The organism is Ferruginibacter sp. SUN106 (assembly GCF_050611765.1).
GTDB lineage: Bacteria > Bacteroidota > Bacteroidia > Chitinophagales > Chitinophagaceae > Ferruginibacter.
In genome coordinates this window covers 1,181,583-1,195,598 of record NZ_JBODJC010000001.1, presented here as the reverse complement: position 1 = coordinate 1,195,598, position 14,016 = coordinate 1,181,583, and the positions used below count along the sequence as shown (strand labels likewise).

The window sequence follows — 14,016 nt, the reverse complement described above, 5'->3', positions numbered from 1 at the left end:
TGCCTGCTCCAAGTTCCCCTTTAGGGGCGGAGGGGCTTTTAATAACCGTATTCCTTCAACTGCATTTCATTATCCCTCCATTTAGGCCGCACTTTTACAAACAATTCTAAAAATACTTTACTGCCTAAAAATGCTTCAATATCTTTTCTGGCATTACTACCTAATTGTTTTATCATCTTGCCCCCTTCTCCTAAAATAATACCTTTTTGTGTTTCCCGTTGTACAATTATTTCGGCCCTTATTTTTATCAGCGTTGTTTTTTCTGTAAACTCCTGTATTAAGACAGTAGTGTGATAAGGAATTTCTTCGCCGTACAATTGAAATATTTTCTCTCTTACTAATTCACTTACAAAAAACTTAGTAGGCATATCACTAAGGTCATCACCTTCATAAAAAGGTTGTCCTTCGGGCAGTAGCTTAATTATTTTTTTCAGCAAAAAGTCAATGCCGCTTTTTTTCAGGGCAGATAATATCACCACATCTTTACAATATGGCTGTTTTCTGTAAAAATCAGTGATCGTATGCTGTTGTTCTTCAGTTGCTTTATCTGCTTTATTCAATACCACAATAGCAGGCACTTTTAATTTTAGTGCAGCAAAAATGGCATCGCTTTCTTCGGGTGCTTCATTCACATCAGCAATGAGCAAGGCTACGTCTGCATCTTCTAAACTACCTTTTACAGCCTGCATCATTTTTTCGTGCAGTTTATATTTGGGTTCGATAATACCCGGTGTATCTGAAAAAATGATCTGGTACTCTTTTTCTGTAAGGATAGCTTTAATACGATGCCTTGTGGTTTGTACCTTGTGTGATACAATGGCCATCTTCTCTCCCATTAAAGCATTTAGAAGGGTGCTTTTGCCTGCATTAGGCTTGCCAAATATGTTTACAAAACCTGATTTCATTGAATGTGGTAATTGAAAGAATATGAATACCACATGAACCTGTATGAGAGAAGAAGGTAGTCATATTCAAAACAAAATATGTTGTGAATAAAAAAGGACTCTTTAAGGGAGCCCCATTAGTTGCGAAGACTGGGATCGAACCCTGTCCGCCGTGGCGGATATCAGCCCTTTCTTTTATCTTCAATTTAGTTGCGAAGACTGGGATCGAACCAGTGACCTTCGGGTTATGAGCCCGACGAGCTACCGCTGCTCTACTTCGCGGTGCAAAATTAAGGTTTTACAACTACGCAGCCAAATAATAAACTATCATTTGTACATTTGAGCATGCTAAAAAACTATTTTTTCAGGGCTTTTGCCTTGCTGCTATTGATTTCTGCCACCGCTTGCAAAAAGAAAATTAAAGTGCAGGAAGATGAAGTTTACAGCCGTCATTTACAAAGGCAGGTTAAATTAACCATTATTTCCACTCCAATACCTGATGATAAAAACGAATTGAACCTGTTGCTTTTAAATGACGGGCAAGACCTGGGACAATTCAGGGTAAAGGAAATTGTAGATAGTTTATACAGGGAAAAACTCATTCAACCCCTTATTGTGGTGGGCATTGCCGCCGGCGACAGAATGAAAGAATACGGAGTTAGTGAAAACCCTGATTTTATGGGCCGGGGAGATAAAGCTGATAAATATGCTGCTTTTATTGATGACGAACTCTATGCATTTGCAAAAAAGAAAGCGGGCGTAAGAAAATTTAAATCTGTTGTTTTAGCAGGTACTTCTTTAGGAGGATTATCTGCTTTTGATGTAGCCTGGGACCATGCGGACAAGATTGATAAAGTGGGGATTTTTTCCGGCTCCTTCTGGTGGCGGGATAAAGATGACAAGGCTGCGGATTACAGCGATGAAAAAGACAGGATCATGCTTAATAAGATCCACTCTTCAAGAAAAAAGCCGCATTTACAATACTGGTTTTATGCTGGTGCAAAAGAAGAGGCTGGTGACAGGGATAAGGATGGTATTATTGATGTGGTAGACGATACTAAAGACCTGGTGGCCCTCATCAAAAGTAAAAATGTATGTTTGCCGGAAGATATAATGTATACAGAAGATCCGAACGGAATGCATGATTATGCTTCATGGAGCAATCACCTGCCGCAGTTTTTAATTTGGGCTTTTCCTCGTTAATCAGTTAACTGGTTTATTGGTTAATCAGTAGTTTAACTTCCTGATTAACCAATAAACTAATAAACAAGATAACTAATTAACCTTTTTTAGAAACACTGCTGGCACCACTGGCATGGCTTTCTACAACCTTTGCTTCTCCTTTGTAAGATATATCACTAGCGCCACTTGCATTGGCACTTAATTCTTTATTTACAGTAATGTTTACATCAGATGCACCGGATGCTTTTGCAGTGCAAACATCTGTTATTAAATCGTAGCCTTTTACATCACTGGCGCCACTTGATTCTATACGCACCATTGAGGCAATTCCTTTTATTGTTACATCAGATGCGCCGCTTAAATCCATTTTTAAATCCGTTATTTTAACCGCACCTTTAAAATCACATGCACCACTTAAACTTATTGTTAAGGAGGGTACTGTAATTACGCCGGCTACCTGTACATCACATGCCGAAGAAGCATTGATCTTTTCTAAATTTTTAAAAGAAACATACACCCTCAGATTTTTATTTTTCATGCTATTCCAGCTTTTATCGCCGAAATAATAGATCTTAAGCACCTTATCTTCCACTACAGTTTTAATACCTTCCTTAAATTTATCTTCAGATGCACTGATTACAACGGCTTCCTCATCTGATTGTGTTAAAAACAAATCGATACCGCCGGAAATTTTAATGCTGTTAAAGCTGCCGCTGATTGTTCTTATTTCTGCATTAGGATCATTTACAATTTCCTTTTGCGCATTGGCTGCAAAAAAAGAAAACGAAACCAACAAACTCAACACTATCTTTTTCATATAGAGAAATTTTAATTATTCAACCTAAACTTCTAAACCCTAAACTCCTAAACCAATTACGCTTTTTTTACTGATCCGCCACTATTCACATTGATATCTTTTATCACAGCATCACCCTTATATTTTACGCCACCACCACTATTAGCTTTTGCACTCAGTTCTTTATTAATAGTAATTCTTACCCCTCCGCCACTGCTGGCTTTAGCATCGCAGTAATTAACAGATAAATCGTAACTTTTAAAAATAGCTCCGCTGCTCACATCTACTTTTATTTTTTCTGCACTACCAGAGATATTAATGCTTGAACCACTATTTTGTTCAACGGTTAGTTCACTTGCTTTCAGTTTGCCGCTAAAAGAAGAACCGCTGGTAAATTTCACCTCCAGGTTGGTTACATCCAGGCTACCCTGTATCTTCACATCTGCACCACCTGACGCATGTAATTTTTCAAGCGTTTTAAAAGACACATAGGCTTTCAATTTGCGTTTGTCGTTTACGGCCCAGTTAATGCCTTTATTATCAAAGTAAATTTTCAGGATACCATCTTCCACCACAGTTTTAAAACGCTCCATATACTTTTCTTCAGCAGCACTTACTGCTACGGATTCTTCATTATCCTGTGTAAGATAAAGGTCTACCCCGTCTGAAACGCTGATTCCTGTAAAACTGGCGTTAAGGGTTCTTTTTTGTGCATTGGCATCTGCAATAACCGTTTTTTCCTGTGCAAAAGCTGCAACAGCAATAAAGGTGATCAGTGATAAAAATAATTTTTTCATGGCTATACTTTTTTAGTGATACGAAGTACGTCAACAAATTGTTACACAAAATGTAAAAAAATTGGTAAAAGAGACTACCTTCGTTTTTCAAAGTTCTTATTTAACCGACTGAATTTCCGGGGTGTTCCTTAAATGGAGCTGAGATAATACCCGCTAACCTGATCAGGATAATGCCTGCGTAGGAAGAAATGACCACCATTCTGGTGAAAACAGCAATAGTCTCTTTGCTTCGGATTTCAGCATAAATTTTATTGAAATGAAATTGTTTATCAGTGCATTGTTGTGCTTAAGCAGCGTTGTGGCTGTTGCACAAACCCAAAAGAAATTTAATGATACCGTTTACCTGCAGCCCGTGGAGGTAAATGCAGTAAGAGCAGGGGAAAGAGCTCCCTTTGCAAAAACCAATCTGTACAAAAAAGACATTGCCCAAAACAACCTGGGGCAGGATTTTCCCATTTTGCTTAACCAAACACCCTCTGCAGTGGTAAATTCCGATGCAGGTGCAGGCGTTGGCTACACCGGCATACGCATACGTGGTACAGATGCCAGCAGGATCAACGTTACCTTAAACGGCATTCCGTATAACGACGCCGAAAGCCAGGGCAGTTATTTTGTAGACCTGCCGGATTTTTCTTCTTCGATAAATAGTGTTCAGATACAAAGAGGTGTGGGCACATCATCCAATGGTGCCGGCGCATTTGGTGCCAGCATTAATTTATCTACCAATGAGATCAATAAAAAAGCTTATACGGAGTTTAATAATAGTTTTGGCAGCTATAACACCTGGAAAAATACGCTGCAATTTGGTAGCGGTATTTTAGGTAACCATTTTACTATTGATGGAAGATTGAGTAAGATCAGCAGTGATGGTTATATTGACAGGGCAAAATCAAGTTTGCAATCTTTTTATGTAAGTACTGCTTATGTTACTGATAAAAATTCTTTGCGCTTAAATATTTTCAGCGGTAAAGAAAAAACTTACCAGGCATGGGATGGCGTGCCTGAATATTTGCTTGCCACTAACAGGACTTACAATGATGTGGGAACACAAAAACCCGGTGAACCTTATGATAACGAAACCGATAATTATACACAGACACATTACCAGCTTTTTTACAACCAAAAAATAAATGATTACTGGAAGGGTAATATTGCTGTATTTCTTACCAAAGGAAGAGGTTATTATGAACAGTACAAAGCAGATGGCAAATTAACAGATTACGGCTTGCCCAATTATTTTGACGGCACTAACACCATTAAAAAAACTGACCTTGTAAGAAGACTTTGGTTAGATAATAATCTTTACGGCAGCATTTTTTCTTTACAGTATCATAAAGCTACCACCGATTTTACAATTGGTGGAGGATGGAATGGCTATGACGGAAAACATTTTGGAGAGATCATCTGGGCAAAAACACAGGCGGCAGTGCCAGCAAATTACAGGTGGTATGATAATATTGCCCACAAAAAAGATCTTTCAGTTTACAGCAAATGGACAGAACAATTGAGCCCCAATTTTCAAACTTACGTTGATTTGCAGTTCCGCAATATCAATTACCATATTGATGGCTTCAGGGATAATCCCGGTTTGCTGATCAAAAACAATTACAACTTCCTCAATCCAAAATTAGGTGTTACTTATAACAAACAAAGCTGGCAGGTGTACGCTTCTTATGCATTGGCACAACACGAACCTAACCGTGACGATTTTGAAGCAGGCACTGCCCAACAACCTAAACCGGAATTATTAAATGACTTTGAAGCTGGTATTGAAAAAAAGACCAACAAGTATTCTTTTGGTGTAAACTTTTATTACATGAAGTATAAAAACCAATTAATACTTACCGGAAAAATAAATGATGTAGGAGCTTACACCAGAATCAATATACCTAACAGTTACAGGGCTGGCGTGGAATTACAGGGTAAATATATTTTTACAAAATACCTGAGTGTTGATGCTAATCTTGCTTTAAGCAAAAACAAAATAAAAAACTTTACTGAATATTTAGATGACTATGATAATGGCGGGCAGGTAAGTAATTTTTATGCCACTACCGATATTGCATTTTCGCCCAATGCTGTTGCAGGTGGAAGCATCAATATTACTCCAATAAAAAATGGGGCAATCAATTTAATCAGCAAATATGTGAGCAGGCAATACCTGGATAACACCGCTTTAAAATCCCGGAGTTTAAATCCATACTACACACAAGATGTAAGACTGAGTTATTTGCTGGAAGGAAAATTATTTAAAGCCACCAGCCTGATTGTACAACTCAATAATATTTTCAGTAAAAAGTATGAACCTAACGGATATAGCTTCAGTTATATTTACGGCGGTGCTTTAACAACTGAAAATTATTATTTCCCTATGGCACCATTTAATTGTATGGTGGGGGTGAATATAAAATTGTAGAACGTGGGTGGTCGTCAGTCGTGAGGCGTCAATCGTGAGAAGCAGCATAACGGTTTAAATATTTTACTGTTACTCACGACTAACGCTTCACGCCTCACGACATTATCCGCCAAATCTTTCCTTCCAGGCTAACATACCACCGGCAAGATTTTTTACATCGGTAAATCCAAATGTTTCCAGCATCAGTGCTGCCTGCCCGCTGCGGTTGCCGCTGCGGCAGTATACGATCACTTCTTCATTTTTAAGATTATCGATATCATCGATTTGCATAGTTTGCACTTTGCCCAATGGCAAAAGCGTACCTCCAATATTAAACTCCGCATTTTCATGCGGTTCTCTTACATCAACCAGGTTTAATTTTTCACCCGATTCAAGACGGAATTTTACTTCGTCAGCAGTTATTGTTGTCATAATTATTTATTTTCTTTTTTAACATCTAAAGAGTCTGTAAGGTTTATCATTACCGGAGAAATCCAGAGATCCATTAATTGTCCGGATTGCATAAATCGTGGCTTTTTTTCTTGATCTAAACTTTCAGGATTTTGCTGTACCACAAATGCAGCAGCGGTATCCCTTATCACCGCATCATGATAAGGAATAACAGAAGCAAGGATTATTCCCTGTTGTTCCAAAAAGGCTTTAGCCTCATTATAGGTCATCCCGATTAGAGAAGGTACCATAATTTTCTCATTGCCCAGTCCGCTTCCAATAACAAGAGTGATCTTACTACCCCATTGCACTTTCGCTTTTTCAGGAATACGCACCCCATTGTATTGTTGTTCTATTACAGTATTTAAGCGATAGTCGGTTTTAAAGATAGTATCGCCCAATAGCAGATGATTACGTCGTAGAATATCCAATGCAAAACTCAGGCTCTGGTCTTCCAGCTTAGGCATGTCCACCATTGGTGGTGTAACACGGTTTACAGTTAAAAAAACGGTACGGTTAATTTTTACTTTTGCATTAGCGTCGGGCAATTGTTTAAGCACCACACCACGTGCTGCTGTATCAGTAAAAACAGAATCCTGTATCTGCACTTCAAAGCCCTGCTTTTCTAAAATCTTAATCGCCTCTTCTGTCTTTTTCCCCAACAGATCGGGCACCTGCAAATAGGCATCATGTTTGGTGATCCAACCCAGCATTTTTAAAAATAAAAATACCAGCAAAAATGTAAGTATTGCGGCGGCAACAATATTTACCCACAGCGGACGCTTTGTAATAAAATTAAACACAGGTGTTGATTTTAGATTTATGATTTTGGATTTAGTATTTTGAAATTATCATTTCGAAACACTCGTTTTTTATTTTAATCTTACGATCCGGAATAATAATTCCGAAGTATCAGCACTAAAAACATTCTTCAATTAATAGCGAATAAAATTCTTTTAAGCTCATTCCCATTGCCGCTACCTGTTGCGGCACCAGGCTGGCTTCGCTCTGGCCCGGCACGGTATTAATTTCCAGTAAATAAGGAAAGCCGTCTTTTTCCTGGTAAATAAAATCCATCCGCACAATACCATTACAATTAAACACGGCATAAGCTTTTCTGGCTTCGCTCCTTACTTTTTCTGCAATGGTTTCATCAACTTTTGCAGGAGTAATTTCTTCACTTGCACCTTCGTATTTTGCCTGGAAATCAAAAAATTCATTCTTCGAAATAATTTCTGTTATCGGCAAAGCGATTATTTTTCCTTTGCTTTTAAATACACCAATAGTGAATTCCCTGCCACTGATAAATTCTTCTACCAGTACCTGGTCGTCTTCATTAAAAGCCTTATCCAAAGCCTGCTGCAATTCACCTGCTTCTTTTACTTTGCTGATGCCTAAACTACTGCCTCCATTATTAGGTTTTACAAATAAAGGCAGTTGCAGCTGGTTTAAAATTTCTGCAGGGGATACCGGAATATTTTTAAACAAGTGCAAAGATTTTGCCACATGCATGCCTGCAAAGGAAGCTACTGCCACCGTATATCTTTTATTAAAAGTTAATGCTGATGTTGCGGCATCGCACGAAGTATAAGGGATATTGAGGCAATCGAAATACCCCTGCAGTTTACCATCTTCACCCGGTGTGCCATGCAGGCCAACCAATACAGCATCAAATTTTATTTTTGTGCCATTAAGTGTTATGGAAAAATCATTTTTATCTACTTCCACCTGCGGACCTTCTGCGGCCATATAAAACCATCCCTTTGGGTTAATATCAATTTTATAACATTCCCATTTTTCAGTATCAATATTTTTTTCGATGGTAGTGGCACTTTTATAAGAGATCACAGCTTCGCCTGAATAGCCGCCGGTAATGAGTGCAATCTTTTTTATCATTCTGTTTGTAAGGGGTTGTTTACAGAAACAAATATAGTTTACTATTTATGATTTACTAGTAGCAGCCTTAATATTATGGTTTCTTTATAAAAAATGTAGAAAGTAGAATTATATAACCTGCTATCCGTTACTACTGAGAATCTCCCGGATTGTCTCCAACACCTTCATTACCACTATCCAGTACAAACTTCCACGAACCGTCAGATTGTTTTTTCCAGATACTTACATAGGTTCCGAAAATGGCTGTGTCTTTGTTTTTGGGTTGCAATTTATATAATCCGTAAGTATAGCCCAGTTCACCTGATTGTGCAATCATACCGCTTTTAGGCTCCCATTCCAGTGTGTAGGAACTATCGTTTTCCTGTATCAGAAAATCTATCGCATCTGCGCCAAGAATAGGCAATTGATTGGGGCGCAGCAAAACACCGTTGCTGTCGATGTATTCTAAAAAGGCATTCTTCATTCCTTTTTCTGCACTTAGTTTAGAAAATGCCCGGTCGGCATCCATCATTTGTTTCTTTTCATCAGGGCCAGCAATAGTTTTTTTGTTTGTAAAAAGATTACAGGCCAGAAGTGAACAGCAAACTAATATAAAAAGTAAAGCTTTATTCATGCAGCAAATAATTGTTGTGATACAAAAAGGCGAAAGTATTAAAAAATACCCTCGCCATTGTAGCAGGAAATATAACCTGCCCGTAAAATCCGCCTCACGGCGGATTGAAAAATCGTCAATTGTGAATGATTATCCGTGAGCAACAGTGCCTCCTGATTTAGAGTATCTACTCACCATTCACGTCTCACTACTTACCTATTACGCTAAGTGCATTTTATCTTTTTTAGCCAGCAGTTCGTCAACTGTTTCTTTATACATATCATCAGGTACACAGCAATCCACCGGACAAACAGCAGCGCATTGCGGCTCTTCATGAAATCCCTGGCATTCTGTACACTTGTTGGGAGTAATGTAGTAAGTATCTGAACTTACCGGAGCATTACGCTGGTCAGCATCTACCTGGCTACCGTCAAGCAATGTAAACATTCCTTTTACAGTAGTACCATCGGAGATTGCCCATTCTACTCCACCTTCATAAATTGCGTTGTTAGGACACTCTGGTTCGCAAGCACCGCAGTTAATACATTCGTCTGTAATTTTTATAGCCATCTTCTATCGTATTTTTGTTTTTAAACCCTACCTTTTGGTTGGCACTGCAATTTAACAATAATAACATTATGAATTTACAAAAACGAATTGAATTATTACAAAAACTAAAAAAATATCTTGAAGAGAATGATGCGGAATGGCAGGAAGTAAAAACAAGGGCCAATGCATACAATGGCTGGTTTATTCCTGAGTTTATTGACTTATCGGTACAGAATATTTGCAATGAATTTTTAGACGAGGAAAAGTTAGAAAAGTGGGCCGCTCATTACCACCTGGATGATAATATCATTGGTAAAAACATCGGCCTGGTAATGGCTGGTAATATTCCTTTGGTAGGTTTTCATGATCTGCTGGCAGTATTCATCAGCGGGCATAATCAAATTATAAAACTATCTTCCAAAGATGATGTGCTTTTAAAACACCTTGTAGAAAAATTATACAGCTGGAATGTTGATGTAAAGCACAACATTTCCTTTGCAGAAATGCTTAAAGGCTGTGATGGTTATATTGCAACAGGCAGCAATAATTCTGCCCGGTATTTTGAACAGTACTTTGCAAAATATCCCAGCATAATACGGCGCAACCGTACTTCTGTAGCCATTTTAGATGGCACTGAAAGCACAGATGAGTTATCTGAATTAAGTGATGATATACATTTATACTTTGGACTTGGCTGCAGAAATGTGACCAAAATATTTGTGCCTGAAGCTTACGATTTTGTACCATTGTTAAGATCTTTTGATAAATATAAATTCTTTGCAGACCATCACAAATACAAGAACAATTACGATTATCAATTATCAATGGCCTTGCTGAATAACATTTATTACATGACGAACGAAAACACATTGATGATTGAGAGTGAACAAATATTTTCAGCTATCAGCCAGTTGAATTACAGTTTTTACAAAGATGCAGAAGAAGTAAAAAATGTATTAAAAAACAATACCGATGTGCAGTGTATTGTTGGGCATGGTAATATCCCTTTTGGCAAAGCACAGCAACCGGGTTTATTTGATTACGCCGATGGTGTGGATACCATGCAGTTTTTGTTAACTTTATGAGAGGAAGAGCTTGAAGCCGTAGCTTCAAGCTGCAAGCTTCAAGGGCGTAGCCTTTAATAATTGCAGTTTTACTTGTGGCTTGCAGCTTGTTGCTCGTTTGCCATCTACGAAACTCTTCCTAATTAACTGTTAAAGATGGCAGAAGGTAAATCTCATTTTGGCAGTTCTTCGTTATTTTGTATTGTCAGGCACAGGAGTTGATGACTATAAAACCTGGCACAAATAAAATTTATTAAGTACAACAATAAAACCTAAGAAAATGAAATTTAAACAAGTCTTATTCACAGTGGCCATTAGTGCTGTTACCACCCTTGGAGTAATATGGGGCTATGGTAAATTTATGAAACAGAATAATTCTTATGGCGGACAGGAAGCCGGGGTTTTACCCTCTAATTACAAATACGCCGGCTTTACTGACGGAGCAACACCGCCTACAGGAGGGGCAATTGACTTTACCGCCCCGGCAGCAGCAGCTTTGCCTGCAGTAGTGCATATCAAAACAAAAACCAATGCCAAGCAGGCAAGTAATAATCTGCCCCGTACAAGCCCTAACAATCCGTTCGGCGATCTGTTTGACGATGACATCATCAACAAATTTTTTGGTGGCAGAGGTGGAATAATTCCCGAACAAAAAGCCAGCGGTTCTGGTGTTATCATCAGTGATGATGGTTATATCATTACCAATAATCACGTAGTTGACAAGGCTGATGAACTGACGGTAACGTTAAGCAACAAAAAAACTTATAAAGCAAAAGTGGTGGGTACCGATCCTTCTTACGATTTAGCTGTAATTAAAATTGAGGCTACAGGCTTGCCTTTCTTGTTATATGGCAATTCAGATGATCTTAAGATCGGGCAATGGGTTTTAGCCATTGGTTATCCTTTAAATTTAGAAACTACGGTTACAGCAGGTATAGTGAGTGCCAAAGCAAGAAGCCTTGGCTTAAACAGGGATAAAAATGGTACCGGTGTGGAATCATTTATACAAACCGATGCTGCCGTTAACCCCGGTAATAGTGGTGGTGCATTAATTAATACTGACGGTAAGTTGGTGGGTATTAATTCTGCCATTGCTTCCCCAACCGGATCATACGCAGGTTATTCTTATGCAATACCGGTAAATATTACCAAAAAAGTTGTAGACGACCTGATTAAATTTGGTACCGTACAAAGAGGTTTCCTCGGCGTTCAGTTTGTTCCTGCCAGCGATCTTAATGAGGATGAAAAGAAAAAAGCGGGCATTCCATTGTCTGCAGAAGGGATTTATGCACAGGAAGTACCCACTGATGGCGGGGCTTATGCAGCAGGTATACGCAAAGGCGATATCATTAAAAAAATTGATGGTACAGAAATAACCAGCAGTGCGGAAATGCAGGGACAGATCAGCCGTTTTAAACCAGGCGACAAAGTACCCGTTACCTATGTACGCAATGGAAAAGAAAATACGACCACTGTTACACTTAAAAATAAAGCAGGCAATTTTGATATCGTGAAAGCAGATGCTGCAGTAGATCTGTTGGGTGCTGACCTTGCTACTTTAGACAGCAAGAAAGCAAAGGAGTATGGCGTTAGCGGTGGTATTATCGTTAAAAAAATACATGATGGCGCTTTGAATGACCAGACACGTATGAAAGATGGTTTTGTGATTTTAAAGATCAATGAAAAAGATGTGAAAAGTGTTGAGGATCTAAAGGCTGCTATCGGTTCTGATAAAAACGTTACTATCAGTGGATTTTATCCGGGCTACGATGGTGTTTACGAATACCCGATTACACTTGGGGAGTAGTAGTATAGAGTAGATATTTTATATAAAGTAATAAGCCCTGTAAAATTTACAGGGCTTATTACTTTATGTTCTTTTTATCACTTTATACACTTTATTTACCTGCCTTATTCTTTTATTTTTTTTCAAAAACCAGGTATTGCCAGGGCAGCAGATCAAATTGTTTATCCGTTGTAAGATCTTTATCCTGCTTAGTAAAAACATCGGTATAATGGCCGGTCATAAAAATATCTTTTACTTCAATTACCCCAAATTGTGTTTTAGCATTACTGAAATTGATCAATACCAACACTTCATTATTGCCATTTTTCCTGATGAACGCTAATACATTTTTATCTGCTGTTGTATACAATAAGTGTGTTGTTACCCCCGGATCTCCTGCCCTTAACGCAGGATTATTTTTTTTAAGCGTAAGTAATGTTTTATAAAAATCATGCAGTTCATATTTACCATTCCATTCAATAGGGTCTTTATCAAAAAATTTCAGTCTTTTCATATTGGGCAACTCTTGACCGCTATAGATCATCGGCATCCCATTCCAGGTAAAACTGAAAACAGCCAATGCTTTTGCCATATCCCCATACTTCTCATACTCCGTTCCGTTCCAGGTATTTTCATCATGATTGGTGGTAAACCAAAGCGGAATATCGGTAGTGTTGCACACTTCATCGTATTGCCGAATTACCGTATCTAAAATATTCTTATCCTGGTTCTTTTTATAAAAGTCTTCTGTCTTATGCATCCAGGTCCAGGTATAACAGGCATCAAAGGCTTTAAAATAATCCGGGTGTTCCAGGGGGTCGCTCTCGGCAAGCCAGAAAAGTGTTTTTGTTTTTTCCAGTTCTGTTCTTGCTTCCAGCCAAAAATCCAGTTCTACCCAAAAAGCAAGATCACAACGATAGCCGTCAATATCACATTCGGTGATCCAGTACCGCATCGCATCAATCATGGCTTTGCGTAAGGCAGGATTTTTATAATCCAGCTCAATAATATCATCCATGCCACTGGCAATTTTAAAATCGTTGGTAGCACTGTCCTTTAAATAATACTCAGGATGAATTTTTGTCCATACATGATCCCAGCCGGTATGGTTGGCCACCCAATCGATGATCACTTTAAAACCCATGCTGTGTGCCTCTTTTACTAGATTTTTAAAATCTTCCAGGTTGCCAAATTCGGGGTTGATGGAGGTATAATCACTGCAGGCATAATAACTGCCCAGGCTGCCTTTCATATTTTTTTGTGCAATAGGCGTGATAGGCATAAACCATAATGTTTCCACTCCCATTTCTTTAAGCCGGGGCAACTCTTTTGCAAAGGCATTAAAAGTTCCCTCTTTGGTGTATTGGCGAACATTTACTTCATAAACATTAGTGGTATTTATCCAGTCTGCTTTTTTATACTCGTTATGTACCATTTTTGCTGTTGCTTGATTTGTTTTTGTGGTTTCGCTATTGTTACATGCAATAATTCCCATTGCTACCAATAACGGCATTAGTTTTTTCATAATGCTGGCAATTTTATTTTATCAAATGTAAGCAGGGATTTTTGAATAATGGCAAATGGTATAAAGCTTACAACATTGTACCTTTGCATTTGTTATTAAT

The 14,016-nt window shown here is 38.3% G+C and carries 13 protein-coding genes, 1 tRNA gene and 1 riboswitch; of the genes, 4 read left to right on the top strand and 10 right to left on the bottom strand.

Translation table 11 applies throughout. From position 1 onward, the window contains the following. Window positions 1-38: 38 nt before the first annotated feature. Together era and ACQ334_RS04850 are read right to left on the bottom strand one after the other, a co-directional pair. On the bottom strand, window positions 39-905 hold the full coding sequence (gene era / locus ACQ334_RS04855) for a GTPase Era (RefSeq protein ID WP_430987041.1): 867 nt from the start codon (window positions 903-905) through the stop codon (window positions 39-41). Between the two features lie 189 nt (window positions 906-1,094). After that, a tRNA-Met gene (locus ACQ334_RS04850) sits at window positions 1,095-1,166 on the bottom strand. A gap of 63 nt (window positions 1,167-1,229) precedes the next feature. Here ACQ334_RS04850 and ACQ334_RS04845 point away from each other — a divergent pair. Next, window positions 1,230-2,087: an alpha/beta hydrolase gene (locus tag ACQ334_RS04845; protein ID WP_430987040.1), complete on the top strand. Its 858-nt coding sequence runs from the start codon at window positions 1,230-1,232 to the stop codon at window positions 2,085-2,087. Between the two features lie 76 nt (window positions 2,088-2,163). Here the strand turns inward: ACQ334_RS04845 and ACQ334_RS04840 are convergent, their stop codons facing one another. Together ACQ334_RS04840 and ACQ334_RS04835 are read right to left on the bottom strand one after the other, a co-directional pair. Beyond that, window positions 2,164-2,883, bottom strand: a complete 720-nt coding sequence (locus ACQ334_RS04840; RefSeq protein ID WP_430987039.1) for a head GIN domain-containing protein — start codon at window positions 2,881-2,883, stop codon at window positions 2,164-2,166. A gap of 56 nt (window positions 2,884-2,939) precedes the next feature. After that, window positions 2,940-3,659, bottom strand: a complete 720-nt coding sequence (locus ACQ334_RS04835) for a head GIN domain-containing protein (protein ID WP_430987038.1) — start codon at window positions 3,657-3,659, stop codon at window positions 2,940-2,942. A gap of 107 nt (window positions 3,660-3,766) precedes the next feature. Then, window positions 3,767-3,861, top strand: a riboswitch (TPP riboswitch). A gap of 54 nt (window positions 3,862-3,915) precedes the next feature. On the opposite strand from ACQ334_RS04835, the gene ACQ334_RS04830 reads away from it, so the two are divergent. Next, window positions 3,916-6,075, top strand: a complete 2,160-nt coding sequence (locus ACQ334_RS04830) for a TonB-dependent receptor (RefSeq protein WP_430987037.1) — start codon at window positions 3,916-3,918, stop codon at window positions 6,073-6,075. A gap of 102 nt (window positions 6,076-6,177) precedes the next feature. Here the strand turns inward: ACQ334_RS04830 and ACQ334_RS04825 are convergent, their stop codons facing one another. The 5 genes from ACQ334_RS04825 to ACQ334_RS04805 all read right to left on the bottom strand — a co-directional run bounded on the left by ACQ334_RS04825 (window position 6,178) and on the right by ACQ334_RS04805 (window position 9,562). After that, complete coding sequence (locus ACQ334_RS04825; RefSeq protein ID WP_430987036.1) at window positions 6,178-6,486, bottom strand: rhodanese-like domain-containing protein; 309 nt, start codon at window positions 6,484-6,486, stop codon at window positions 6,178-6,180. Between the two features lie 2 nt (window positions 6,487-6,488). After that, window positions 6,489-7,307 (bottom strand): PASTA domain-containing protein, encoded by an 819-nt coding sequence (locus ACQ334_RS04820; protein ID WP_430987035.1) that lies wholly within the window; start codon window positions 7,305-7,307, stop codon window positions 6,489-6,491. 115 nt (window positions 7,308-7,422) lie between these two features. Next, entirely contained in the window at window positions 7,423-8,400 is a 978-nt protein-coding gene (locus tag ACQ334_RS04815) for a D-alanine--D-alanine ligase (RefSeq protein ID WP_430987034.1), read from the bottom strand. A gap of 130 nt (window positions 8,401-8,530) precedes the next feature. Continuing rightward, window positions 8,531-9,013, bottom strand: a complete 483-nt coding sequence (locus ACQ334_RS04810) for a YybH family protein (protein ID WP_430987033.1) — start codon at window positions 9,011-9,013, stop codon at window positions 8,531-8,533. A 198-nt stretch (window positions 9,014-9,211) separates the two neighbouring features. Beyond that, window positions 9,212-9,562, bottom strand: coding sequence for a 4Fe-4S dicluster domain-containing protein (locus ACQ334_RS04805; protein WP_430987032.1), 351 nt, complete (start codon window positions 9,560-9,562; stop codon window positions 9,212-9,214). Window positions 9,563-9,630: 68 nt separating this feature from the next. On the opposite strand from ACQ334_RS04805, the gene ACQ334_RS04800 reads away from it, so the two are divergent. Together ACQ334_RS04800 and ACQ334_RS04795 are read left to right on the top strand one after the other, a co-directional pair. Further along, complete coding sequence (locus ACQ334_RS04800; protein WP_430987031.1) at window positions 9,631-10,626, top strand: acyl-CoA reductase; 996 nt, start codon at window positions 9,631-9,633, stop codon at window positions 10,624-10,626. A gap of 259 nt (window positions 10,627-10,885) precedes the next feature. After that, on the top strand, window positions 10,886-12,412 hold the full coding sequence (locus ACQ334_RS04795) for a trypsin-like peptidase domain-containing protein (RefSeq protein ID WP_430987030.1): 1,527 nt from the start codon (window positions 10,886-10,888) through the stop codon (window positions 12,410-12,412). Window positions 12,413-12,524: 112 nt separating this feature from the next. Here the strand turns inward: ACQ334_RS04795 and ACQ334_RS04790 are convergent, their stop codons facing one another. Next, complete coding sequence (locus ACQ334_RS04790) at window positions 12,525-13,916, bottom strand: alpha-amylase family glycosyl hydrolase (RefSeq protein WP_430987029.1); 1,392 nt, start codon at window positions 13,914-13,916, stop codon at window positions 12,525-12,527. Window positions 13,917-14,016: the final 100 nt, after the last annotated feature.